The organism is Achromobacter sp. MUI-25009338 (assembly GCF_057359325.1).
The window spans coordinates 3,716,074-3,740,271 of record NZ_CM170627.1; the positions used below are offsets into that span (position 1 = coordinate 3,716,074).

Annotated in this window: 28 protein-coding genes; 2 read left to right on the forward strand and 26 right to left on the reverse strand. The window is 65.9% G+C overall.

Features of this window, described 5'->3' with window-relative positions:
• Positions 1–44: 44 nt before the first annotated feature.
• The 25 genes from AC1IQ6_RS17720 to AC1IQ6_RS17840 all read right to left on the reverse strand — a co-directional run bounded on the left by AC1IQ6_RS17720 (position 45) and on the right by AC1IQ6_RS17840 (position 22,086).
• On the reverse strand, positions 45–524 hold the full coding sequence (locus AC1IQ6_RS17720) for a hypothetical protein (protein WP_485865051.1): 480 nt from the start codon (positions 522–524) through the stop codon (positions 45–47).
• A gap of 3 nt (positions 525–527) precedes the next feature.
• Positions 528–2,900 (reverse strand): gp53-like domain-containing protein, encoded by a 2,373-nt coding sequence (locus AC1IQ6_RS17725; RefSeq protein ID WP_485865052.1) that lies wholly within the window; start codon positions 2,898–2,900, stop codon positions 528–530.
• Complete coding sequence (locus tag AC1IQ6_RS17730; protein WP_485865053.1) at positions 2,900–3,565, reverse strand: baseplate wedge 1 family protein; 666 nt, start codon at positions 3,563–3,565, stop codon at positions 2,900–2,902. The genes AC1IQ6_RS17725 and AC1IQ6_RS17730 overlap by 1 nt, the downstream gene beginning before the upstream one ends.
• A complete protein-coding gene (locus AC1IQ6_RS17735) occupies positions 3,565–5,016 on the reverse strand; it encodes a hypothetical protein (RefSeq protein ID WP_485865054.1) in 1,452 nt (483 codons plus the stop codon). The genes AC1IQ6_RS17730 and AC1IQ6_RS17735 overlap by 1 nt, the downstream gene beginning before the upstream one ends.
• A gap of 26 nt (positions 5,017–5,042) precedes the next feature.
• Entirely contained in the window at positions 5,043–5,408 is a 366-nt protein-coding gene (locus AC1IQ6_RS17740) for a contractile injection system sheath initiator (protein WP_485865055.1), read from the reverse strand.
• Positions 5,408–6,106 (reverse strand): Gp138 family membrane-puncturing spike protein, encoded by a 699-nt coding sequence (locus tag AC1IQ6_RS17745; protein ID WP_485865056.1) that lies wholly within the window; start codon positions 6,104–6,106, stop codon positions 5,408–5,410. The genes AC1IQ6_RS17740 and AC1IQ6_RS17745 overlap by 1 nt, the downstream gene beginning before the upstream one ends.
• Positions 6,103–7,026: a phage protein gene (locus AC1IQ6_RS17750; RefSeq protein WP_485865057.1), complete on the reverse strand. Its 924-nt coding sequence runs from the start codon at positions 7,024–7,026 to the stop codon at positions 6,103–6,105. Before AC1IQ6_RS17750 ends, AC1IQ6_RS17745 begins: the two co-directional genes overlap by 4 nt.
• A complete protein-coding gene (locus tag AC1IQ6_RS17755; RefSeq protein ID WP_485865058.1) occupies positions 7,013–7,345 on the reverse strand; it encodes a phage baseplate plug family protein in 333 nt (110 codons plus the stop codon). Before AC1IQ6_RS17755 ends, AC1IQ6_RS17750 begins: the two co-directional genes overlap by 14 nt.
• The gene (locus AC1IQ6_RS17760; RefSeq protein ID WP_485865059.1) at positions 7,342–7,971 is read right to left on the reverse strand and encodes a phage baseplate protein; all 630 of its coding nucleotides are present in this window, start codon (positions 7,969–7,971) and stop codon (positions 7,342–7,344) included. The genes AC1IQ6_RS17755 and AC1IQ6_RS17760 overlap by 4 nt, the downstream gene beginning before the upstream one ends.
• 9 nt (positions 7,972–7,980) lie before the next feature.
• Positions 7,981–10,209, reverse strand: a complete 2,229-nt coding sequence (locus tag AC1IQ6_RS17765; RefSeq protein WP_485865060.1) for a tape measure protein — start codon at positions 10,207–10,209, stop codon at positions 7,981–7,983.
• Between the two features lie 625 nt (positions 10,210–10,834).
• The gene (locus AC1IQ6_RS17770; RefSeq protein ID WP_485865061.1) at positions 10,835–11,320 is read right to left on the reverse strand and encodes a phage tail assembly chaperone; all 486 of its coding nucleotides are present in this window, start codon (positions 11,318–11,320) and stop codon (positions 10,835–10,837) included.
• Positions 11,320–11,742 (reverse strand): phage structural protein, encoded by a 423-nt coding sequence (locus tag AC1IQ6_RS17775; protein WP_485865062.1) that lies wholly within the window; start codon positions 11,740–11,742, stop codon positions 11,320–11,322. Before AC1IQ6_RS17775 ends, AC1IQ6_RS17770 begins: the two co-directional genes overlap by 1 nt.
• Before the next feature lie 15 nt (positions 11,743–11,757).
• A complete protein-coding gene (locus tag AC1IQ6_RS17780) occupies positions 11,758–13,116 on the reverse strand; it encodes a DUF3383 family protein (protein WP_485865063.1) in 1,359 nt (452 codons plus the stop codon).
• Positions 13,117–13,179: 63 nt separating this feature from the next.
• Positions 13,180–13,704, reverse strand: a complete 525-nt coding sequence (locus AC1IQ6_RS17785; RefSeq protein ID WP_485865064.1) for a phage neck terminator protein — start codon at positions 13,702–13,704, stop codon at positions 13,180–13,182.
• Between the two features lie 173 nt (positions 13,705–13,877).
• Positions 13,878–14,246, reverse strand: coding sequence for a hypothetical protein (locus tag AC1IQ6_RS17790; RefSeq protein WP_485865065.1), 369 nt, complete (start codon positions 14,244–14,246; stop codon positions 13,878–13,880).
• A 3-nt stretch (positions 14,247–14,249) separates the two neighbouring features.
• Entirely contained in the window at positions 14,250–14,702 is a 453-nt protein-coding gene (locus tag AC1IQ6_RS17795) for a hypothetical protein (RefSeq protein WP_485865066.1), read from the reverse strand.
• The gene (locus tag AC1IQ6_RS17800; RefSeq protein WP_485865067.1) at positions 14,692–15,066 is read right to left on the reverse strand and encodes a DUF4054 domain-containing protein; all 375 of its coding nucleotides are present in this window, start codon (positions 15,064–15,066) and stop codon (positions 14,692–14,694) included. The genes AC1IQ6_RS17795 and AC1IQ6_RS17800 overlap by 11 nt, the downstream gene beginning before the upstream one ends.
• A 2-nt stretch (positions 15,067–15,068) precedes the next feature.
• On the reverse strand, positions 15,069–15,449 hold the full coding sequence (locus AC1IQ6_RS17805) for a hypothetical protein (RefSeq protein WP_485865068.1): 381 nt from the start codon (positions 15,447–15,449) through the stop codon (positions 15,069–15,071).
• A complete protein-coding gene (locus AC1IQ6_RS17810; RefSeq protein WP_485865069.1) occupies positions 15,449–16,408 on the reverse strand; it encodes a DUF2184 domain-containing protein in 960 nt (319 codons plus the stop codon). Before AC1IQ6_RS17810 ends, AC1IQ6_RS17805 begins: the two co-directional genes overlap by 1 nt.
• A gap of 61 nt (positions 16,409–16,469) precedes the next feature.
• Positions 16,470–16,925: a structural cement protein Gp24 gene (locus AC1IQ6_RS17815; RefSeq protein ID WP_485865070.1), complete on the reverse strand. Its 456-nt coding sequence runs from the start codon at positions 16,923–16,925 to the stop codon at positions 16,470–16,472.
• Positions 16,925–18,007, reverse strand: a complete 1,083-nt coding sequence (locus AC1IQ6_RS17820; RefSeq protein ID WP_485865071.1) for a DUF2213 domain-containing protein — start codon at positions 18,005–18,007, stop codon at positions 16,925–16,927. Before AC1IQ6_RS17820 ends, AC1IQ6_RS17815 begins: the two co-directional genes overlap by 1 nt.
• Before the next feature lie 10 nt (positions 18,008–18,017).
• Positions 18,018–18,752 (reverse strand): phage head morphogenesis protein, encoded by a 735-nt coding sequence (locus tag AC1IQ6_RS17825; RefSeq protein ID WP_485865072.1) that lies wholly within the window; start codon positions 18,750–18,752, stop codon positions 18,018–18,020.
• 46 nt (positions 18,753–18,798) lie between these two features.
• Positions 18,799–20,082 carry a phage portal protein gene (locus tag AC1IQ6_RS17830; RefSeq protein ID WP_485865073.1) on the reverse strand — a complete coding sequence of 428 codons (1,284 nt, stop codon included), beginning with the start codon at positions 20,080–20,082 and terminating at the stop codon, positions 18,799–18,801.
• Positions 20,079–21,662, reverse strand: coding sequence for a phage terminase large subunit (gene terL / locus AC1IQ6_RS17835; RefSeq protein ID WP_485865074.1), 1,584 nt, complete (start codon positions 21,660–21,662; stop codon positions 20,079–20,081). Before terL ends, AC1IQ6_RS17830 begins: the two co-directional genes overlap by 4 nt.
• A complete protein-coding gene (locus AC1IQ6_RS17840; protein WP_485865075.1) occupies positions 21,613–22,086 on the reverse strand; it encodes a DUF2280 domain-containing protein in 474 nt (157 codons plus the stop codon). Before AC1IQ6_RS17840 ends, terL begins: the two co-directional genes overlap by 50 nt.
• A gap of 66 nt (positions 22,087–22,152) precedes the next feature.
• On the opposite strand from AC1IQ6_RS17840, the gene AC1IQ6_RS17845 reads away from it, so the two are divergent.
• Positions 22,153–22,914, forward strand: coding sequence for a hypothetical protein (locus tag AC1IQ6_RS17845; protein WP_485865076.1), 762 nt, complete (start codon positions 22,153–22,155; stop codon positions 22,912–22,914).
• A 63-nt stretch (positions 22,915–22,977) separates the two neighbouring features.
• Here the strand turns inward: AC1IQ6_RS17845 and AC1IQ6_RS17850 are convergent, their stop codons facing one another.
• A complete protein-coding gene (locus tag AC1IQ6_RS17850; RefSeq protein WP_485865077.1) occupies positions 22,978–23,769 on the reverse strand; it encodes a DNA adenine methylase in 792 nt (263 codons plus the stop codon).
• A gap of 162 nt (positions 23,770–23,931) precedes the next feature.
• Here AC1IQ6_RS17850 and AC1IQ6_RS17855 point away from each other — a divergent pair, with 162 nt between their 5' ends.
• Positions 23,932–24,177, forward strand: coding sequence for a hypothetical protein (locus tag AC1IQ6_RS17855; RefSeq protein WP_485865078.1), 246 nt, complete (start codon positions 23,932–23,934; stop codon positions 24,175–24,177).
• Positions 24,178–24,198 lie beyond the last annotated feature (21 nt).

Sequence of the window (24,198 nt, forward strand, 5' to 3'; positions counted from 1 at the left end):
AAAAGCCCGCGCGCGGCGGGCGATTGCAATGGAAAATATGCGAGTCAAGCGGTACGCGGGAATTCGAACTTCGGTAGTTCTGCAAGTAGCTCGTCGTCGCTCGGAACCTCTCGCTTACCGTCCTGAACCTGCGCGAGAATTTCAAAGCTCCGAGCCCAGACGACACTGCGCCACGCGCGCAATGCCAGCCCTTGAGCTTGAAAACGCGGAACAGCCGGCTCGTCTGCGTAGGTAATCGCGTTGGCGATGCTATCGAAGTTAAGCGCCCGTGCCGCCGCATCAAGATGCCTCTGAACTATCGCGATCTTGCCTTCAATGATCTGTTCGATCGTCGCTTCCGGTGGGGCTTGCAAGACTGGGAAGCCGTCTGCGCCGGCAGCGATGATTTTTCCAGCAGCAACGCCTTCGAATAATGCAGCGTGCGCTGCTGGCGACAGTTCGATAACGTCGTTTGGGACGGACTCGCCGTGTACATTGCGCAGGTAAAAGCCGTTCATCGATGGCGAATAGAGATAGTTTTCCATTGTTTAAACCCGTCCAATTGCGATCCAGTTGACGTTCGATCCGGCGCCCACACCACCACCGCCCGCCACCCACACGGTGAACTGCGCGGAATTGAGCGTCGGAAGCGTTGTAAGCGTGATGTTCGCCGGCCCCGATCCGCTGTGCAATGCGCCGCATACAATCGGCGGGGCCGCGAACGAGATGGGAAACGAGATAGGGGCGACACTTGATGCGTTGGTCACGCTTGTGCCGAACATGAACATCATGCGGCTTGGTGCAATGCCAGGCAGAATGATCCACGATATTGAAGCGCTCGATCCAATGCCTTTTGCAAATGCGTTCACTAGGCGCAGGGGCGAAAGGAATGTCGAATTGTCCACCATCGCTTGTGCCTGTGCCTCGGAGGCAAGTTTGACGATTCCCGCCAATGATTCGCTCGCGATAGCCAATTCGTGGGTGTGGCTGGTGGACGAAACCGCGTTCGTTGTCGCGCCGCTCAATGTCGACGGTGTACCTAGCGTGAAGGTCCTGTCCCCCGCCAGATTGCCACCACCGGTCAGTCCGTTGCCCGCGACAAGATTTCGTGATGTGGGCGGAGCGCCGATATCGGCTGGCGAAAGGGTGAGTTGGTGCGTGTGGCTGGTGCTCGATACGGAGTTTGTCGAATTCGCCGTAATCGAACCCGGCGTTCCCAGCGTCAGTGTGCGATTTTCCCCAAGCGTGCCGCCGCCGGTCAGCCCATTGCCTGCCACAATGTTCGTCGTGGCCGAAGCCGCGCCGATGTCGGCTGGAGACAAGACTAGCTCGTGGCTATGCGAAGTCGTAGAAACAAGGTTCGTCGAGTCCTTTGTGATAGAGGCAGGTGTTCCAAGCGTGATGGTCCTGTTTGCCGTCAGCTGACCGCCTCCGGTCAAGCCGTTGCCTGCGATGATCTGCCGGCTCGCCACCGCCTTCTGATCGAGCGCTTCCTGAAGGCCCTGCACGCGAGCAATATCCGACCGCGCGAATGCCAGGTTGTCAGCGGCCAACGTGACGGACACGGTTTCGAAGGCCGTCACAGGTTCAACCTTCCAGCCCACGCCCCAATCCGCGATGGCGGCTCCCGGCGTGTTGTACTTGGCCAGGACCTCGGCCACACTAACCGTCGGATACGACCAATTCTTGGTCACGTCTCCCAGCCAGACACACAGGTCGCCCGCCGCGTCCGAGCCGAAGCGGACCGGGAGGTCGCTGGCCGAGGTTCCGCCGACGATGGTGGCGCCGCAGCGCGCCCATGTCTTCGAAGTCTGCGCGTAGCCGTGGATCAGCACGGTGATCGGCGCCTGGTCGGCCAAATACTCGAACACCTCCACGCGCATGCGAATCATGCTGTTCTTGCCCACCGCCACCGGCGGCAGCTTGATCTTGATCGCGCCCACGACCGAGGCCAGGTTCACCGAATAGCCGCCGCCGTCGGGCAGAATGGCGTGGGCGACCTGAGCCGACGTATCGTTTGCGCCATACTGGCTTCCGACCGTCGCGCCGGCGCCCAGCAGGATCGGGCCAGACACGTTTCCGCCCGCCTTCGGCAAAGCCTGGATATCCTCCAGAACCTGCGCGGGCGTGCGCGGCACCAGGGGGCCGGTACCTGCGCCGCAGAGGAAGGACCCCGCCGGCACAGTGGCCAGGCCGGTGCCGCCGCGCACAACGCCGAGCGTTCCCGCCGTCGCCTTCGACACGTCGAGCGCGGTAACGGTCAGCACGACGTTGCCCGTGCCGTCGAAATTCGCCGCGGCCGCCGTTGCCCCGCCCGCGATCGTGAAGGTGCGGCCGGTCGCCAGCTTCGTGGCCGTTGCCGCGTTGCCGACGGGCACGGAACCCGCGGCGGTCAGCCGGCCCTTCGCGTCGACGGTAAAGGTCGGGATCGTGTTGGCGTTGCCGAAGCTACCCGCCCCCACGGCGGTGTTCGCGAGCGTCAGCGAAAAAGAGAGGTTCGCCGAGCCGTCGAACGAGCCCGAACCCGTTGCGTCTCCACTCAGCGAGATGGTGCGCGCCGTCGCCAATTTCTGCGCGGCGCCCGCCGTCAGACTGGTCGCCGTGCCCGACAGGCGCGCGACCGGCACGGTGCCGGACTTCAGGTTCGAAGCGTTGAGATTCTGGAAGGCATAGCTCAGCGCGTCCGAGCTGGTGGCCACCAGCGGACGGCCGGTGACCGCCGCCAGCGCGTCAAGCTGGTTGTACAGCCAGCCCAAGCGCTCGTCGGTCGCCTGCTGCACCTTGTTGAACTGCTCGACGGACGGGGGAATCGACCCGATATAGGCCCAGCCCGTCTTGTACTGAACGTCCGTGATGCCTTCGGTCAGGCCGTTCTGCGCCCAGGTGATCTTGAAGAGTTCGAAGAAAGTGGGATCTGCCATCAATAGATACCTCGCGCCAGCACGCCGACGCCAAAGCCGAAGAAACCTTGCCCCCGGAAACCGAACGGTTTCTCGGTCGAGCCGGTGATAAGTTGCACGCCTACGCCGGCGGCCTGGGGCACCCACTTGTATGGGTTTGCCATGAGCGGATCGTTAGGTCCGGGTATCCGGCTGACCCAGATCCGGATCTTCGCGTTGCCGGCGTTCTTCACGATCACGCGGCCTACGTCGAAGATGGGCTTCAAGGAACTGGCGATCTCGGGCGCGGTGCCGTGCCCGTTATTCAGGGCGATCTTCCAGTACAAGAGCTTGCGGTATTCGGCATCCAACAGGGTCGTGGAGCCGGCCACCGGCCGCTCGTTGGCGCGCCGGAACCGGGCCTCCCCAAACCCGCCCACGTTCGGCTGGCCCTGAAACCCGAAGAAGCGCACATAGATCGCTTCGTCGATAACCCGCGGCAGCCCGACAATCTCGCCGATCCCGTCCAGCTGCTTGCCGACGGCGGTGTCGAGCCATCGATCCTCGTACAGCCCGCGCAGCGCGCCCTGCAGGCCCTCTGCCGGCTTCAGCAACGCCTTGACCAGCGCCTCAAGCCTGGGCTTACCCTGGAACTGCCCGAGCCAATGCCCCCACGCGACCGCGCCGTGGTCTTGGTTCAAGTCCATTACGTCACCTCGATGCGCGACAGGTCGAACGCCGCGACCTGAAAATCCTGGATCGTCACGTTGGCCGCCTTGTAATCGGCCGGCTGCGGCACGAAGGTCGGATCGGTGGAGACGGCCAGGCGCAGGTCGACCGAAGCCAGGCCGGGCGTGCGAAAGATGGCGCCATACAGGCGCTGCAGGATCACGTCCTCACCGATGGTGAAGGCCTCGCCGGCCGCGGCCAGGTTCTCGGCGATTTCCTGAAACCCGCCCGGAGGGAAAGCCTGCTCGGACGGAGGCAGCAGCGTCGTCGCGCAGCGCGCCCACACGAAAACGCGCTCGGGCCGGTCGAAGCGGATTTCCTGATCGGCGCCCTCGTCGTCCTTGACGACCACCAGGCGCTGCCCGTACGTATCGATGCCGGCGGCCACCACCCGGAAGATCGCCTCTGCGACTTCGTCGTCGAGCCCGCCATCGACCACCACGTGAACGCTGTGCGGCGGCCGCCCCAGCTCGTCCGGGTCGTCCGAGTTGTTCATGAACACCTTGACCGTGCGCACGCCGGTCACGCGATCGCGCACGTTCGGCGCGATGCTGGGCGGCGTAGCCGCGCCGAGCCGGAACAGTCCCGTGGGGTAGCGCGCGCGGAGCTCGGCCTCGCTTTCCGCCAGCCTGCCGGCCACGCCAGCCTGCAGGTTATCGACGGCGTCCAATCCCTCCACCTGGGTGACGATTCCGTTGAGGTCGCCTACAGCGGCACCCTCGGTCGACGCCTCCAGCGTCTGGAAGCGTGCCGGCGAACCCAGCCGTACGAGCAACAGATTTCCCGTCCAGGAGAATGCGGCCGCGACGCGCCCATCGGTATGAATCCGCAGCGCGCTGCCGTCGCTGGACACCTCCAGCCCGCTGGCTGAGGCCGCCGCGACCAGACCCGCCAGTACCTGCGGCAGATTCGCCGTGGGGCCCGTGGTGTGCGTGTACGGCGTGCCGTCGATCGACACCCGATATGTCGCGTTGGGCGCGACCTCGGGGCGAAGCGTCACGTCAGCCGCGGCGCCCGCGAGGATCTGGGTTTCCGTGTCGAGCGCCCACAAATTCTGGCTTGCGCGGTGCCGGATCTGCGCGCCGGCCGGCACCGTCGCCCCAGGCGTGCCGTACAGCACCACATAGGCGCGCGATCGCTCGTCGCGATATCGGGCCACGCCAGTGAACGAAACGGACCGATCCAGCGACACGCCGGTAGCCGAACCCGGGTACATGGCGTAGTAGACGCCCTCGGTCTGCTCCCACAATGCGGCCTCGCGCTCGGCGAAAGTATCTATCAGCAGGCCGGTAATGCTATCGGGGCGGGTCTCTACCCTGCCCTCGAAGCCCGCCGCCCGCATTCGGGCGCGCAGGTCCTCAACGATCTCCTGCCGGATCTCAGGCAGGCGCGGGCGCACGAACCCGTCCGGCGTTACACCGTAGGCCATAAATACCTCTGAAAAATGGGGTGTTGCTAGACGCGCAGGTCCACCGCACCGCCGGCTTTGCCTGCGTCGGTATCCGCTTCGAAGGCGACGCGCAAGATGCGCAGCTCGCGCTCGACCTGCAGGTCGAGTCGGCGCACGCGCTGGACGCCGGGCACCGCGCGAATCCGCGCGCGCAGAATCGCCTCGATAGTGGCCCGGTCCGGCGATTTCACGAGAATCGATTCGAAGTAAGGCACGCCGAAGGACGTATCCAGGAACCACTCGCCCAGGAACGCCAGCAGCGTGACCTTGACCTGCTGGGCCACGCGGTCGGCGCCGTCGATGAAAGACAGCTCGCCGAGCAGGCCTACGTCCAGGTCATGGTCGCTTGATAGTGCTAGGTCAAGAGCCATCAGTACGGGTCTCCTACTTCGCCGCCCATGCTGTCGCGGTGGCGATGGGTACTGCCCACGTTCTTGCCGTCATGGGTGAGCTTCCCACCTTCGAAGGCCACGCCGCCGCGCACGCGCATCGACGCGCCGCCGTCTCCACCCTCGCCGGAAAGACCCTGCGTGTATGTGAGCGGGCCGTTGATCGTCACGGGCGAGTTGAGCGTCGTTTGCTCGGCCTGGACCGTCCAGGTTTTGACTTCGAAGGTCAGGTCACCGGACGGCGACAGCTTCAGCCGACCCGGGCCGTACTGGATGCTGACGTTTTCGGTGTCGGCCGCCAGCGCGCCGGGCCGAACCACTGGCGACGCAAAGGCGTCCGTCAGATCGAACTGGCGGGGGTCGTCCGGAGGGCCGTTGTCGCCTGCCAGCCAGTTCTCCAGCGCCCGGGCGGAGAACGACAGCTTGATGGGATCGCCGCGCTTCAGCGGCACCGATATCAGCGCCTGCGCGCCGTTCACATCGCCCACCGGCCAGCAGACCGGCACGCGCACAATTTGCGGCGCCGGCAATACTTCGCCGCTGGTCAGCCGCTTGGCCAGGGCCGGCCTTGCCGTGACGAACGTGCCATCGTAGGCGACGACCTCGCCGGGCAGCGTCGTGTAGACGTCGGCCAGCTCGGCGGAGATCAACGCCCTGATCGCCGAAATGGGGTTTCTCATCGTGCCTCCTTCGCCGACTTCTTCGGTGGCGCGTTGCGGTCGACCAGCTCGAGCTCGGTCTGCCAGTCGCCGCCTTCGCTGTCGCCGGTATGGCGCAGCGCCTCAACCCGCTGGAACGCCTCTACCGAGCGGCTTTCCAACTTCACCAGGTCGCCCGGGTTGATCGTGGGCAGCAGCAGCGACGTCACGCGCCACCCGTCGCGCTGCTGGCGCGCGCTGACCAGGTTGACGTCGTCCCCGGTCGCCTTGTCGCGGACCTTGGCCTTTTCCCGCGCCGCCTGGCGTGTGCGCTCCGGATAGCCCAGCAGCCCAGTATCGGCCGCGAGCACCACTGCCTGGCGGCGCGTCGTGCCGCGGCGCTGGACGACCTGCAGCTGCTGGTTCTGGATCGACCATTCCAGGCCCGTGCCCTGCGTCACCTTGTGCAGTGCCGTGCGCGCCGCGCCATAGAATGAAAATCCCTGCTGCCAGCGGCGATCCGGGAGGTCGTCCGCCATCACCAGCGGCAAGCCCATCTGCCGGGCAATGTCGCGAATGATGACGCTGGCCTGGGCGCCCGGCCCCAGGCCGATGGACACGGCCGTGTCGCGCACCTCGGTATGGCCGTCCTTGACGATGAGCTCTGTGACGACGTCGGGCTGCTCGAATTTCGTGTACGCGAACACGACGCTACCGGCGGCCATCAGCAGCGGCCCGTCCTCCTCCGCGTAGCCCGCGTACAGGACACAGCGCAAGCCCGGCTCCTCCAGGGCCTTGCGAGTGGCTGGCGCCAGGTTGTAGATGCGGATCTTGTGGTCGTTGGGCTCCTCCTCGGTGTCCTTCGCGATATCGAAGGTGATCCGCAGGGGCGGCAGGATCTCGACCCCTTTCTGCCCGCTCTTGCCCACCACCAGGCGGTAGACCCGATCAAAGCGCGCCATTGGCGACCTCCTGCCCGTCAACGTAGATGAGCGCGACTTCGCCAGCGGGCAGCGCGGCGCGGCTGATGGTCGCCCGACGATCCGGCGCCAGAGCCACAATCTCGCCGACCGGCACGGCCAGGTGCCGATATGCCGCCAGCAGCGGTGTATCCGGCACCACGGCTATGCCCGCGACGATGACCTCGTTGTAGGCGTTCTCGATCGCCAGGGCCCAGAGCTGCGCCTCGCTGTTCCACGAAAGGCGCAGAAAGTAGGTGGTGCCATCGAGCTCGACCTCGGTCAAGCTGTCGTTGGCGTCCAAGACGGGAATCTCGATCATTTGCCCCAATCCACCGTTTTGTTGAGCTCCGTTCTCCGCTTTTCGCCGACTTCGGAGCCGTTCGTCTTTCCCGCGTTGGTCTTGGTCCCGCCGGCCTTACCGGTGGCGCTACCGGACGTTTTCTCCGGCGGGATGTCGGCCTGGCGCAGTGTCACCTTGCGGATACGCTTGAACGTGGCGGAGATGTCGAAGCGCTCGCCGCCTTCGCTCGATCGGTCGATGTCGCAGGTTTCCATGACGAAATCGACGTACACGTCCAGCCCGGTCACGATGGTGATCGGGATGCGGTCCGCGTGGATTTTGCGCAGGGCTTCCTTGGCGCTTATCAGCTTCGAGCGGCCGCCGCCGCCCGCGACCAGGCCACCAAACCCACCACCACCGAGCCCGCGCACCGCGCGCGTCGCGACACCACCCAGCAGCGACACCTCAGCGGCAGTTACCCAGCCGTCGAGGGCCAGCAGTTCCGATTCTTGAACAACGTGATCCGTGACGGGCGGCCCGTCCTCGACCGCATATTCCGTTGCTCGGCTGTTGAGCGAGGTTTTCTCGTTCAGCAGCACGTCCAGCGGCAGCGCGCCGATGCTGGTGCCGCCCCCCCAACCAAAAATCATGGACACGAAGCTCATCGCCCCTCCCTATCGCTCGGCTTCGACGCCGGTCGAAAACCCGAAAAACTGCTCCATCCGGTCCAGGCTGCGCTGCTGCGCCGCGCCCGTACCCCTGCGAGCAGCGCCCGCGACGGTATTGGGGTCTGCCCCAGGGGCGTGGACGGTCGTTTCATTGTGGATCTCGACCGACACCGGCCCGCGCCCCGCCGGAGCGCCAGCACGCAGGACGGCCGCTGGGTCGGCCGACGGATAAGCGTTGCCCATCAACGGTTCCAGGACGGGGGCCTTCTCCCGCAACCAGGCGTTGAAGCCGCCCATGGTTTGTTTCATGCTTTCGTCGCGAAGCGACTCCGGCAGCAGTCCTTCAATGCCGCGCTTCGCCGCATCGAGCTTGTCGGTGACCCACTTCTGAATGGCCTGGCCGATCTCCTCGATCTTGCGGATCATCCGACCGCCCATGTCCGCGAAGAACCGCCACAGGCCGTCGAAGGCGTCGCGCCAGCGCTTGACCGCGCCGTCCCAGTCTCCCGTGAACGCCGCGATGACGCCGGCCACCAGGCCAGTCCAGAACGCCCAAATTGCCCGGATGTACTCCAGGACGGGCTCCATGAACGTGCCCTTGGCGGCTTCGGCGATGCGCTGCCACGACTTGGTGAAGAAGCCGACGATCTGGTCCCAATGCGACCAGATCAGCCACAGCCCGGCCGCCACCAGCGTGACTATCCGACCGATCGGCGTTGCGGCAAACGCCCGCCACAGCAACGGCACTGCCGTCCGTGCCAGGAACATAATCAGCCCGCGGACCGGGGCCAGAATCCTCCAGAGACCATAGGCCAGAATGCCGATCGTCCCCCACTTCTTGATCCACGGCCCCAACTCCTGGCCGGCACCACCGAGCAGATCCTTGACAGCGACCAGCGCCGTCCTGACCGCTTCAATCTGCTCCTGCCAGTCCTCAACCCGCCCGATCAGGCCGCCGAGAACCGAGATGTCCCCGCGCAACCAGCCGAGGATGTCATCCCCGATCAGGTAGATCGTGGTCAGCACCGCGGCCATCCGCAGGAGCGGCACCAGAGAGCGATTCCACGTTGCCAGCATGCGCGCTGCACCGGCCGGCCCACGGCGCAGCACCATGGCCGAATCCAGCCCGATCGCCGCGCGCGTGGCCGCGACCAGTGAACGCATCAGGCCGCCGGATTGAAGCGTGGCCAGCCGAAGCCAGTTTCGCAGCGCCACCAGGCCCCACGCGCCGCCGGTGAGGGCCAGCAGCTTCACCACCGTCGCGATGTTGTCGGCGAGGAACTCGATGCTTTTGGTCACGCTCAACACGGCGGCGCGACCGAAGGTCAGCGTTTGGCCGAAGAAGCGTTGGAAGGCATCGTTCCATACCGTCATGGCGTCGGCCATGGTTACAGGCATGTTTTCCGCCTCGACACGCATCTTTGCCAGCTGCGCCTGCAGCGCGGGCAGGAGCCTATCCGTGGTGACCTTGCCAGCCTTCACCTGCTCCAGCAGCGCAGTGGTGGTGATGTTCAGGCCGTCGGCCAGGGCCGTTTGCAGCCTCGGCGCGGCGCGCATCAGCGTGGAGTACTCGTCCATGCCGAGCTTGCCCTGCATGATGGCCTTGGTCAGCGACGAAATCACCGACTCCTGGTCCTGCGCCTTCGTGCTGGACAGCGCCATGCCGAGCGACAGCGCCTCGGTCACGTCGACCGTGTCCTGGGTCGACTTGCCCAGATCGGCCATGGTGCGCCGGGTGCGCACGAACAGCTCGGCGCTGGACTGATACGACTTGTAGGTCAGGCGCGACACGCGCGCCAGGTCCTGATCCACCTCCTTGTATTCCTGCGCCGAGGCCGTGGCCTGGCGCATCCGTGCTTCCATCTGCCCCCAGGCGTCGATATCGTTCGATATCCGCTTCACCAAGGAAATGCCCAGGAAGGCACCGACGATGCTGCGCAACCCGGCGAACGCGCTGGCTTGCTCCTTGATGACGCGCACCCCGTTCCACTGCGACCGCGTCAGCCTGTCCTGGGCCTGACGAACATCTTGCAGGCCCAGCCGGAAGCCCTCCACCGCGCCCGCGCCGGCGTCGCGCACCACCGCCATTCCGCCACGCACCCGGGCCATCAGCCCGTTATATGCGCTCCGGACTTGGGCGAACTTGCCACGCGCGCCAGCGACATCCACAGGGATCGACACAGGGCGGCCCACCCGCGCCACGGCCGAGGCCGCCGGCGCCGGCGTACGCGGCACAGCCGGGATTGCTGGCGGTCGAACGACGGGCGCCGGCGGCACGGCTTGAACGGGCACAGGCCGGGGTGCGAAAACGGACGGTGGCGCCTGGGGTACAGGCTCCGGCCTCGGCACGGGGCGTGGCATTGCCAGCGGCGGCGACGGTACGGGCGCGGGCGGCACAACAGGCGTCGGGGCCGGCCTGGGCGCCACAACCGGGACCGGCGCGGGCGCGGAGCGCGGCGCAGGGATCTGCGCGGGCCTGGGCGCGCTCGCCGGCGCAGGAACCGCCGCCGCCGGCACAGGTATGGGTCGCGGCGCCCACACGCGGGGGTGAATTCCCGCACCCACGGCCACTTCGCGCATCGCCTTGACCGTCTTGGCGCTGGTGGCGGCCATGGCCGACTGCGCATGCTGGTAGGCGACCTGGTACTTCTTCAGCCCGGCCTCGTCCACCTGATACCGCAGTAGCGTTACCAGCTCTCGTACAACTGTCATTATCCCCTCGCTTGCCGTTCCGCATGGGCCTGCGCGGCGTCCTGGGCGTCCATCAGCGCGTTCAGCTTCAGGATGTCCAGGAGATCAACATCGCCGCGCTTGACGGCGTCCAGGCTGACGTGGCGAGCCAGGATGGGCCGCCAGATAATCAGCTCTCGTTCGAAGGCTGGGTCAAACCGGCCGACAGACTGCCCAGCTTCTCGCGGGCCGAACCAAAGCGGCCGGCCCAGCGCGCCAAAGGGCCGGCGAAGTTGTGCTGGAGGATGTGGAACAGCAGCTCCAGGATTTCCGAGAAATCCTCGAAGGCCATCCCGCGGTGCACTTCGGTCAGCTTCTGCGGGTCTCGTCCGGCCAGCTCGAACGTAACCAGCTCCGGGTGGATAAGCCGGCCCGCCCACTTCAGCAAGGCATCGCCGCCCATCTTCGCCGACAGGTCGCGAAAGGCTTGCAGCATGGCCTGCTCGTCGCGGGCCTGCGCCTCGCCCTCGCCGCCGAACACGGCGGCCAGCATCGAGCCCGCGGCCGGCAGCACTTCCTTCTGCAGGTCGCCCAGCAGCTGCAGCTGGTCGAACGGGTTGAACTTGGAGATTCGGAACGTGGTGCTGCCGATCACCACCTCTTTGATGGCGCTCATCAGGTGTTACCCCCCAGAACGTTGATCGCGCGGCCGGTCTCGATGACCCACTCGCGGTTGCCCACTTGGCGGGCATAGCCGGCGTCGGGGGTTTTCACCACCCAGGCCGAGTCGGATGCGTGCAGCGACCGGCCGCGCAGATCGGTGATCGACACCGGCACCGCGCCGTTGCCGTCCGTGGCCTTGTCGGCCTGGTGCAGGGCGGTGAGCCTGTCGTTGCTGTCGCTGGTCTGGAGCAGCGTCACGGTGATGCGCAGCCGCGAATCGCGGGACATCGCGCGCGCGACCTCGCCGTCGGCGCCGGACACCGAACTGATGCCTTCGCCGATCTCCGCCACCGTCACGAAGGTATCTTCGGCCAGACCGGACAGGACGAACGCGCCCATCACGATCTTGATCTGGCCAGGTGCATAGGTTTTCATGCTGGTTTGCCCCGATTAGAGTTGTTGATAGGTCAGGTTGCCCTTGATCTCGGAAACGTGGATGGCGCCCGCCAGGCGCGCGCTGAACTTCAGATCGCGCAGGGTGCGGTTGGCCTTGTCGTTCGCCGAGATGCTCGCCGCGCGCGGGTACGTTATGACGAAGCCCGGGATTTTCTTGCCGGTGTCGTCGATCTCGTCGGGCGCGATCAGGCCGCGGGCCTGGCCGAGGAGCAACGCCTGGCGCACACCATTCACGATGATCTGGATACCGTCATCGGTGAACGGCACCTTGCCGTCGGCGTTGATGATCTGCGTGGCGACGTTGATCTTGACCTGCTCGGCCAGCCAGTCGCGACCGCGGATGACGTCGATCCATTCGCCCGCGGCCACCTTGCCGTTCTGGGTGATGGCAAAGTTGCGCATCTGTTCGAACGTGTTGGCGTTCTTCGCGTGCGCAGCCAGCGCCTGCCCCTCGGCCAGGGTGTCGTAGGTGATACCCGACAGGCGGGCATTCGCCCAGGTCTCGCCACCGGGGTAGTAGGTGAAGCGGTTGGCCGTAATGGCGGCTTCCAGCGCCTCGGCCTTGGCTTGGCCGTGGTACCAGACGTGCGTGCGGAAGTACTGCTTCTGCTGGCACTTCGACGCGATATCGGTCGACACCGCGGCGTCGATGATGCCGGCCTGGTCGCTGGACACGCCGAAGAGGCGTTCGTTGGACTCCACCCATTCGGCGGCATCCAGCACGTCGGCCTCCGCGCGGCTGGCCAGCGCCACGCCGTACCAGTCGCCGTTTTCGCGCAGGCACTCGTTCAGCGCCACCGAGGGCGACTCGGTGCTGGCGGGCGCGGCAAGCTGGAGGTTGCCCTTCACGCCGATTGCAACGGCCTGCCCGGCCTCATCCGCCGTAACGGACACTTCGGCGCCCACCGCGACAGCGGTAACCGGCGCCGCGCCGGCGGTGATCGCTGCCACCAGCGCGGTCGCGATGGTCTGCGGCGTGTCGTCGGCTTGCGCGGTGACCGTCGCGTCCGCCGTCTGCACGTCGCCACCGGCGGCGCGCCAGGACAGCGAAATCGTGTAGTCCGACGTGGTCGCCCGGGTCACGGTGACGCGGGAGGTGTCCACCTGGCGGCGGCCCACAAGCACGCGGGGGACGGTCGGGATCTGCTTGAACGCGTCGCGGACGGCGATATACAGCGGGTCCGTGATCGCAATGCCCAGGTCGATCAGCTCGCCCGGCTCCGTGACCACCAGGACGCGGTTGACGGCCAGCGCGTGGGCGCCCAGCACCAGGATGTCAGAAAAATTCTGCTCCTTGATGGCCGTGGTGTTCAGCGAGATCGCCACATTGACGATCCGTTCGATTTTTGCCATGTGCGGCTCCAATAAAAAAAGCCGCCCAGGAGGCGGCCAGATGGCGAAGGCGCGTCGCGGCCGCTACGGCGCAGTCACGACAGTCGCGGAAAAGGGAGTTTCGATGGCAGGCGTCAGCCCGCCGGTGGTGGTGACGGCGCCCGTCACGGTTTCGATGAAGCCGACCACCTCGGAATGGCTCCGGATGTAGCGGATTCCCAGCTCCAGCACGCCGCGCCGCTCGAATCTGGCGGCGTCGCGCATCACCGGGATGTTCTGCAGGCGGCCGATCTCATACACCGCCAGGCCCAGCGCCTCGGCGCGCTCTTCGTAGAGCGGGTGGCGGAGCCTCAGCGCCAGCTCGTCCAGGGCGTCGTAGGTGGCAGGGCCGAAGCTCTGCAGCTCGACCGTGGCGTCATCGTGCTGATGAACCGGCTGCGCGCCATCGTCGTTCAGCCGACCGACTTCTGCAGCGCTGACTTTCGTCCAGCGCAGCGCCATGGCGATATATGGGCTGGATGGCCGCTTGCCGTTCTCGTCGGCGAAGATGACGACCGCGCCGCCGGCGGCGGCCTCGATCAGCTCGAAAATGCGGTCTTCAGGTGCCATCGCGATTCCGTAAGTGGATTGTGCATCGATGGGACTATCGGCCACCCAACGCTCGCGCGCGCGCCGACTCGATGCAGCCCTATCCGGTGGTCTGGAATGCCCAGCCGGGCCTGGGGAGTCCTCCCGGACGCTTTGCCCCGTCCGGTCCCGGTCCAGACTGCCGGGTCCTTGGGCTACTGCATTTCATCGGCGGCCAGCAGCACGGCCAGATAGCGGAAGTGGGGGATCACGCCGGATTGCCAGGCCGAAACGCCCACCAGCAGATACTCGCCGGCCAGCGGGCCCTCGGCCCAGACCAAGCGGTCGCCGCCGGTCCAGTCCTGGCCGGCGACGACCAGGTCAGCGCTGGTGTAGATCCGGACCGCGGCGCGAACGCGCCTGCCTTCCGGGTGCGCCTGCAGCAGGTCGTAGTCGCCGGCTTTGGCCGGCTGTACGGACGCTTGAATCGTCCTGTCCGGACCGGGCGCGCCCTCTTGCCAGCGGCCGCGCTCATACCGACCCGGCAGCCGCGTTCGTATCACCTGCAGTCGTCGAAAGCTCATGGGTTACACCTTCTCGTAGCGAATCGCGCCCACCATCAGGCCCTGGTCGATCAGCGGCACGTCGCTGCCCTTCTTCTTCACCGTCGACGGAGCGTTCGGCGTGGCCCATTTCTTGGACTGCTGGACGTGCTCTTTCTGGTGCTTTTCCGCGAACGTACCCAGCTGGTCCAGGGCCGTGTCCACGCCCATGCGTCCGTCTTGGACGGCGCCGGCCATTCGGTCCATGGCCTTGCCCAGCGCCTCGCCGTTCTTCTCCGCGAAATCGCGCACGAACGGCCGCGCAGGGATATGCTCCGTGCCGAATTCGTTGTAGATAGCGATATCGAGCAGGTCGGCGCCGGTGTCTGGGTCCTTGCCGGCGTCAGCCTGAATCCCGACCTTGACGCCTCGGCCGTTGATCGCCTTGGCCAGGCGCACATGCGCGCCCAGCCCCTTGTCGATGGATTTAACAGACACGGGGTGTGCTCCTTACCGTCGCCGCGCCAACACGGCACAGCCGCGCCAGCCGCTCGTACTGACCGCGGAAGCCCGCCGGATCTTCGGCGCCCTCAACCCGGCCGTACGTCCGCTGCAGGTCGCCTTCCTTCTCGCTGACCACGCCCGGGCGCGCCAGGATGCCTTCCGCTTCCGCGGCACGCTGCTGCTTGATGCCGTAGAGCAACCAGGCGGCATACCAGAGCTGCGCCTCGTCCTGCTTCTTCGCCGGAAGGCATGCCGGCCGGTAGTCGGCAGCCATGGCCAGCGCCCGCTCCTTGTCCTGGACCGACATGGAGGCCACCGCCGGCGCCAGGAAGTCCAGATCGTCGACAGTGGCCACCATAGCTACTGCTCCGTGGCGCCAGCGCCGTTCTGATCACCGGCGTTGACCTGTTCCGCGAGGCTGGCCTTCAGGGCCTCGTACAGGCCCTGCAGCTCCGCCTTGCTGGCCGAGGCGTCGTATTGCGCGCCCTGGTCGTCCAGCCACTTTTTCAGCTCGGCGACCTTCGTCGGCTCCTTGGCGCCGTCCGAGTTGTCGTCAGCGCTGCCGCGCTTCTTGGAGGCCTTGGCCTCCGGCGGGGCCTCCGTTTCGACCAGCAGGCCGCGGTCGATCAGGTCCTTGACGCCGCGGACCTCGACGTCGACCGCGGCGGCCTTCGTCGGTGCGATCACGGTGTGGCCGCCGATGTTGATGACGGCCTTGGAGGTGTTGACGAAATAGCGCATCAGATTTCCCCCTTCGCCATCGAGAGCGGGTAGTAGACGACCACCCCGCCGGCGCGCGCCAGGCAGGGAACCACCAGCTCGAGGCCGCGGGCCTGCGCCGCCAGCTGGTTGAACGGCATGGGCAGCTCCATGGCGAGGTTCTCCTCGCTGTACTCGTAGGCCAGGATCAGGTCCTTTCCGCCGGCGCCGGCGCCCTTGAACTCGGACGCGCCCACGAGCTGCAGGCCCGGATGCTTGTCCTGGAAGAATTGCCCCACTGTCTTGCCGTTCGTGTCGGGCACGCGCAGCGAAAAGATGCGGCTGCGGTGCTCGGTCGGCATGACGATTCGGGTCGGCGTGTGGATGTCCTTCGACTGGTTCGGCACCGCGTCGTAGATCATGTCCAGGTCGGCCAGGATCTGGTCAGCGGTCGTGGTCGGGTTCAGCCAGTCGCCATGCAGGCCCACCACCAGCGGCACGTTCGGGTGGTTCGTCAGGCCATACAGGCCGAACTTGGTATCCCCCACCAGCGCCATCTGGTTCAGCTTGATCTCGACGGCCTTGCGTGCAGCCATCGACTTGCGCGTCGGCAGGTCGGTGCGGTTGGCCGCGGCGGCGCGCAGCTCCATGACGCTGTAGCCGTAGGAGTCGCCGATGTTCTTGATCTGGGCGACCTTTTCCTCGCCCTTGACGTCGGCGCGCGGCAGGTCGTCGGCATAGTTGGCGACGATCTTCGCCATGCCGACCTCGTCGAACATGGTGTACGTGAAGGTTTCCGCCCACTCGGGCACCTCGGTGGAGATCGGCACCAGCTGCAGGCCGATCATCGGCGGCAGCTTCTTGTCGTAGGTGCGCGTCTTGACGTAGTCCAGCTGTCGCGCGGTGTAGAGGCCTTCGTCCTCGCGCATGCCGGCCAGCGCCACGACGATCTTTTTGACGGCCGGCAGGTCGGCCTCGTCGTAATGCTCGTGTACTTTCATGGTTTTCCCAATGAAAAAGGCCCCTTGCGGGGCCTTTGGTTAGTCGGTTGGGGCTGGCCGCTCAGGGCGCGGCCGGGGCCTGCGCGAACGGCGCGTGCAGCTCGATCAGGGCGATCTTGCCGCTGGCGACGTCGATCGCGCCGGAACGGAACACCGCGTTCGGCACCGCCGTGGCGCCGCCATCGGAGACAGTGCCGTCAGCGGCGCACTTCACCGGGCCGTCTTTGGTGACGGCGCCGCCGTCGGTGACCAGCGCCCAGGCGCGGCGCACGCGCAGCACGCTGACCGCGTCGAACTCGCGATAACCGCTGTCGCGGGGGATGGTGTGGGTATGCAGGGCGAGGCCGCGAATGCGGGTGCCGGGGCCGGCGACGATGCGGTCGCCGGTGGTGTCGCCCACGATCACGCCGGGCCGGATGCTGCCAGCGGCGGCGCAGGTCTCGACGTCGTCGTAACCCAGATCCGCCTTCATGCCGGCGTAGGCAACGTCCATGCGGTCGTCATAGATGGGGGGCATTATTCGCCTCCTTTCTTCAGGTTCGAGAGATAGGCGTCGCGGGCCGAGCGCGCCGAAGCAGGCTGATCGGCGCCGTCGGCGCGTTGCTGACCGGCGCCCGCCGGCTGCTGGCCGCCCATCTGCCGGCGTTGCTCCGCCACCGCGTCCTGGCGCGCCTGGGCGTCGCTGACGGCCAGGTCGAAGGCCGCCTCGACATAGCCGTCGGACTTCCCGGTCAGGTCGAAGGAATCGCCGCGGATGGCCTTGATGACGCCCTCGCGCAGCGCGCGGTCGGCGGTGTCGGCCTTAAAGTCCACCTTATGCTGGGTGGCCGTGGCCTCCAGCTTCACGCGCGCCAGCGCGGCGCTGTGGGCGTCCTGGCGCGCCTTGGCGATGTCCGCCAGGGCCTGGTCAGCACGTGCCTTTTCGCTGTCGGCCCGCGCCGCTTCGGTGTCCGCCTTGGTGTTGGCGGCTTTCACCTCGGCGCGCAGGCGCTCCAGCTCGTTCGCCACTTCCGGCGCCGCGTCATACGACAGGCCGGAATCGAGGCGGATTTTGACCATGGTCATGTCATTTTCCTCTTCGGTTTTCGTTACGGCGTCTGCCGCGTCAAGGTTCAGCCGCGCGTTGCCGGCGCGGCCGCGTTTCACCACCGCCAGGTGGTTGTATCGGATGTTCCGCTGGACGGCGTCGTAGCGTTCGCCCTCAGGCGAGACGCCGGGCGTTTCGTCCAGCTCGAGCTCGTAGCCGAGCGACAACTCCTTGTTGCCGGCGTCCACGGGCCCGGTATCGAAGATGTGGATGTCTCCGACCATGTTCTGGCCGTCTTGGCGGCCGGCGGACAGCGCAGTACCGACGATGTGCTGGCGCACGTTCTTGGCGGTAACCTTGCCCGGGTGTCCGTCCGTGATCGGCTTGCCGCGCAGGCTCGCCATCGAGTCCGCGTTGAACACTTCCTCCGGCGGCCGGAACTCGCGCCGCACCTTGCCGGCGCCGTCCCGATATTCGAATACGCCGGTACGGGTCAGCACCGGCGTGTCGACAAGGTAGCCCTCGTCCGTCCGGGTGGCCTTCAGCGGCGCGCGGTCATATCGCATTGCCATGGTGTTTCCTTCAGTGGACGATCAGGCCATCCAGATCATCGAGGGCCGGCAGGATCGCTTCAGCCCAGCACCGGCAGCGGATCGGCTTGCCGGGGTGGCCGTCGGCCGGCGGGTTCTCCCATTCGAACTCCTGGCCCTCGCGGGCGACGTGCTCGTCGCGCTCGCGCTCATCCAAGACGCCGCGCCACCGGTATTTCTTGACGCCGATGTTTGTCTGCCGGTATTCGGTCAGGTCGCCGTTCAGCTTCCCGATCTGGTCTCGGGCGATCAGTTCGGCGCGCTTGCGCGGCAGGTCGTAGGTCTGCCGGATCTGCGCCGTCATGTCGCGCAGCGACGTGCCCTTGCGCACCGCCGCCACGACGCGCCCGTGCAGCGTGTCCAGGTACTGCTCCGGGATGGACTTGATAAGGCCGATGTTCTCGGCCTCCCAAGGCCGCAGGATTCTGGCCAGGGCTGGCTCTGCCTTGAAAACGTCCACGCCGTACGCCCGCCGCAGCAGCCGGTGGTACTGCTCCTTGTTGTATTTCTCCACGCGCTGCGCGACCAGCGCCACCAGGCCCTGCGCCGCGCGGTCGGTCACGGTAGCCGCGCCCAGGGCGTCCATGAACGCCCGCCGCAGCGATTCGAACCAGCCCTCGTCGCCTTCGGGCGTGTTGCGCAGGTCGTCCTGGCGCAGCACGCGCGGCAGCTCGGGCAGCACGTGACGCTCGACCGCCAGAATGGCCGCTTCCGCGTACGTGCGCAACGCGCGCAGGTAGTCCCGCTCGTCGCCAAGCGGATAGCGCCATTGCTTAGGTGGCGGCGGCGTACGCCTGCGCCGACTGGCCGCGGGTGTCGGGGACGAGGCCATAGTGCCCTTCCTGCTTCATGTAGTCGAGCGCCTGCTCCTGGCTCAGGCCGTTGTCCACGGCCGCGCTGAGCGCTTCCATTTCCCGGGCCTGCGCCTCGGCGTTGGCCTTTCGAACCTCGGCGGCTTCCTTCGCCGTCGCCGGCTTGAGCGCAGGCCAGCTGATTGACCAGGTCTCGCCTTGCCCTTTGTCGCCCGCCGCCAGAGCGCGCTGGGCGCGGATCAGCGACACCAGCCGCTCCAAGGCGGGGTTGATCTTCACTTCCCGGCCCATGGCGACGGTGTTGTAGAAGCCTTCGAGGTCGCCGTCGCCCGTGGCGTTCAAGCCAGAAGCCGACCGTCCGAAAAGCTGCGTCACCGGCATGCCGGTCTCCGAAGCCACGGAAATCTGGAACTCGGCCAGCGTGTCCTTCACCCCGCCCATGTCGGAGCTGAGGATCTGGTAGTCGTCCTCGGAGTCCACCGCGACGCCGTTTAGGGCGTTGCGCACGGAATCGACCATTTCCACCCGCTTTCGGATGGCGGCCTCCAGTTCCGCCTCGATCGCCTCGGCCAGGCCCTTCATCTTGTGGACGGCCTGCTGCTTCTTCTCCAGCAGCCGCAGCGCCCAATGCAGGCCCTCGCTGTAGCGCCGGATGGCGCGAAAGGCCCGGGTCACCGCCGGGCGGCCGGCCCAAGGAATACCCTTGCGGTTGAGCTTCGCCGGCAGCGGATCGCCCGGAACCTCGATCAACCGGCTTTCGTGCACGAAAAACTCGGCCGACGGCACGCCCGCCGCCTGCGTCCGCACACGGTACAGCTCGGGCATGCCGTAGTTGGCCTCGTTCGGGTCCGAATAGCGGCTCTCGGTGGCCGATACGTCGTCCAGCGTGAATACCTTCAGCTCGAGCAGCTGGTCCAGGGCCTCCAGATTGATCGGGTCCCGCAGCGATCGGCCGTCCTTGGCGATGACGACGATGGCGCCGCCGCCGGTCAGGCGTGCCCACCGCCACGCATCGGCGAGCGCAGGCAGCGCCTTCAAGCGGTCCAGCTCCCCTCGTACACGGTCATCGCCCGTAATCTCCACGCCGCGCGACACGGCCGTGTCCGGGATTATGTCCACCACGCGCGCCGCCAGGCCGCCTTCGGCATACATCGCCAGGTCGTCCAGCGCGCCGAGGCCGCCCGGCGACGCGTCGAGCAGGGCCTGGCCCAGCACGGCGCTGAGGTAGCCGTCTTGGTTCATCATGTGCTTGCCAGCGCCTGGAAGCGCCCTAGGTTGCTGCCCGCGGTGGCGAGCATGTCGTTGATGGCGTCGACCATGGGATCGACCTGGTCGTCATGTGCGTGCGTGTCGTCGGCCGTGAAGGCCTCGCACTCGGTCACGAAGTCGGACACCCACGGGGCCTCAGCCGGGATGCAGACCAAGCCGGCCTCGATGTAGCTCTGCACGTCCATGAGCCGCGTGAGCTTGTCCTTGTCGCGCTCCACGCCCTTGACGGGAATTCTGCCGTCGGCGCCGATGTCCTGGATCAAGCCGGTGCCGCTGGACTTGTCCTCGATAAGGAGCTGGCGCAGCGGCGCCGACAGCTTCGGGTTGAACGGCTTGTTCTTGGCCCAGAAATCTACGGCGCGGCGCTTGAGCTCCGGTGCCTGCCACTTCCCGCGCAGCAGGTCCAGCAGGTATATCTTGCCGTCCTCGCCCAGGCCCCAGCATTCGAAAACGCTGTAGTCGTTGCGCTCGGCGGTCTTCTGCGCGGTGTCCGCGAACACCTTGCGCGCGACGATCCGCGGCGGCACGACGTAGCGCCCGAACCACGCGCCCTGGATCAGATCGCCGCCCAGGGGTGCCGGACGCTGCTGGTACTGCGACGCGAACACGAAGCGGCTGACGCGCGAGCCGTCCTGGTCCGCGCCCGTACCGGCTTCCATGGCCAGCAGGTCCGCCAGCGGCTCCTTGTACGGCCAGTAGCTGAACCTGCCCTGCCCGTCCCGGTCGCTACTGTCGACCTTCGCGCGCAGCTCGACCGGCAGGCCTGCCACATAGGCGTCGTCGATCAGCGACGGGATGATGACCTGCTCCCATTCGCCGGGCAGGTTGCCCGCCTGGATGAAGCCGGTGACGTCCTCCTGCGCCAGGCGCTGCATGATGACGATGATCGGCGTGTCCGGGTTGGCCTTCCGGCTCTTGACCGTGGACAGCAGCTTGCGGTTGGCCGCCGACCGCTTCGTCTTGCTGTAGGCGTCCTCAGGCTTCAGGGGGTCATCGATGATGATGGCGCCCTGCCACCCCTCGGCCATGTGGCCGGCTCGGAAGCCCGTGATCTGGCCGCCCAGGCTGACCGCATACACGCCGCCGGCCTTCTTGCCGTCCACCAGGACGTTCCAGCGCTTCTTCGACTTCGCGTCGTCGGCGATCGCCAGGGGCCAGAGTTCCTGGAATTCGTCCGACTGCACCAGCTCGCGGGCCGTCTGCGAATTCAGCAGCGCCAGGTCGTCCGAGTAGCTGATGTGCAGGAAGCGCGCCCGCGGGTTCAGCGCCAGCCCGCGGGCCATCAGGTTGATGGCCACCAGCTCGGTCTTGGACGAGCCCGGGGGCACGTTGATGACCAGGTTCTTGATGCGGCCGTCGATGACGGCCTGCACCCTCTCGGCGATCAGCTCATGGTGCCAGTTGACCCGAAACTTGATGGCCTGGCGGTGCTTGAAAAAGTACCGGCTGAAGAACAGGTGATCCTGCTCGCATATGGCTTTCGCCGTGGCGCGCAGGACCGCGGGGTCAATAGTCGCGGCTAAGCTGGGCGACGGCGGCGGCGACTTCTTTTTCATCGACCACCACCGTTTTCTGTTCTATCGGGCCGCCGCCGGCGCCCGTGTGCTCCCGTCTGTTCGTGAACGCGCCGCCCACCTCCTTGGCGGCCTGTTCCAGCACGCCGGCAGCGCCGACGACGTTTCCTCGGCTCATGTGCCGTTCGTAGATCTTGCCCAAGGCGCGCAGGCGGAAGGCCTGGTCAGCGATGGGGATCTCGGCCACTTCCTCCCGGAAACGCTGGCGCGTGGCCTCAAACAGTTCGCGCCACTTCTTGGCCAGGCCCTGGCCGGCCACCTTCGTGGGGTCGTACTGCGCCACCTGCGTGCGGGGCACGTCCAGGCCGTATTCGTCCTTGACGGCCTCCGCGACCTGGCTGGGGGTGTCCCAGCAGGCCAGGGCCTGGACGATGAAGCGCTTGTGCGCTTCGGAAAGCTTCGCCATCGTGCATGGGCCTCTACCCGTGTTACAAAATGAGTATCAATAATTCAGTTTGGCCCATTCGAACCCATGGGTGCCAATCTGTTTTTTTCAACTGCGTCATTTATCGGGCAGGAATTTATGCTATTCCGACTAACTCAAGAGGCCGCGGAAAGATTGGGCACAGCATCCACGATCATGCTCATCTTCGCGGCGCTCTTGACCCTCGCCGGCACCTACGGCGCGTACCTGAGTGCCGACAACATTTCGCGATATGCAAATGAAAGAATCGCGAAGAATGAGCTCCAGGCGTCAGAGGCGAATGAACGCGCTGCAGCAGCCCATGAGCGCGCTGCCGTACTTAGTAGGGAGACCGCGTTATTAAATAAGCAGGCGGAAGAAGCCCGAGCTGAAGCCGCTCGTCTTAACGAGAAGCTGCAGCGTGTGCAGGAGGTGCGCCGACTGAGCAAAGAACAGACAAATACCATTGGGGCCTTTCTTCGATCAAAGCACTTCAAGAGGGAGCCCGCACTAAAGCTCCAAATCGGTGCGGTGGCCGATGCTGAAGCCCAAGTCTTCGCGATGGATTTCCTAGCTCTACTACGCGCCGAGGGCGTAAATATTTACCCGACGCCAGAAGGAAAATTCCCCCGCGAAATTGTTCAAACGGATGTGAACGAGTTTGGAATCGTTCTCACTGTGCAAAGTTTAGAGGCCAATGAGGACAACCAGCCCTTTGCAAAGCTCCAGCGACTCTTGAACTCACTTGGGCTACCGACGGGCGTGCAGGTAGATCCCGACAGGGATCCTGGAAGTGCCCAGTTGAGCATTTTGCGCAAGCCACCGATCTAGGTGCACGCAAAGGTATCGCGCATTTACACTCGATGTGCGCGATGCCAGCGCCAGTATTGAGATTTAAAACAGGCCCGCCGGCGCAGCGGCCACGTCCCAGCTGAAGATCAGGATTTCGCCGCGCTCGACACCCCGACCGCCACCAACGGTGTAGCGCAGCTCTGTGGCCTCGATATGGAAGCCATCGAACGCTCGCCGGATGTCGGGGTGATCGTTCAGGCTGATGATCGCGCGGCCCTGCAGCTGGCGGATGCGCGCCGCCATGTCCTCGTACTGTTCGAAGCCGAAACCCACGCCGTAGCCCTCGGTTTCCCAATAGGGCGGGTCCATGTAGAACAGCGTGTGGGGCCGGTCGTACATCTCCAGGCACTTCTGCCACGGCAGGTTCTCGATGTAGGCGCCGGCCAGGCGCAGGTGCGCCGCTGACAGGTTCTCCTCGAGGCGCAGCAGGTTCAGGCCCGGCGGCGCCGTCGTCGCGATGCCGAAGGTCTGGCCGTCCACCTTCCCGCCGAAGGCGTTCTGCTGGAGGTAGAAGAACCGCGCCGCGCGCTGGATATCGGTCAGCGTCTCCGGCCGGGTGATCTGCAGCCACTTGAACACGTCGCGGCTGGTTAGCGCCCATTTGAACTGCCGGACGAACTCCTCGAGGTGGTGCTGCACCACGCGGTACAGGTTCACCAGCTCGCCGTTCACGTCGTTCAGCACTTCGACCTTGGCAGGCGTCGGGCGCAGGAAAAACAGCGCGGCGCCGCCGGCGAATGGCTCAACGTAGCAGTCATGGGCGGGGAAAAACGGAAAAATGCGGTCTGCCAGGCGGCGTTTGCCGCCCAGCCAGGGAATGATGGGGGATGCCATGTGTTCGTGAGGATGTGTTACCGTTGCCCCCGCCTGTACAGGTGGGACGGCCTCGGGTCGCTCACGGCCTTAACCCGTGGGTCGGCTGTCGGTCGTGCAGTTACCGCTGCACCGCCGTCGCCGTCTTCTTTCATGTAGCAAGTGATTTACTGAGGAGATGAAATGTCGAATTCAGGTGTGGATATCAATACCTACATTGCCACCGCCACCGCAGACGCGTCAGTACTTGGGCTGCTCTTGTTCTTGACGACAAAGGGGGACCGTGCTGTCGTCGAGAACGGACGGGCAACTCTTCACGACATGCTGAGCCAGTTGCATTCGGGGGAAAAGACACCCGAGAGCGTAAAAGAGCAGATCCGCAAACGAGTCGACACCATCGTCGATATCGCACTCAAGCAGTGCAAATAAAAACGCCCCGGTTTTTGGCCG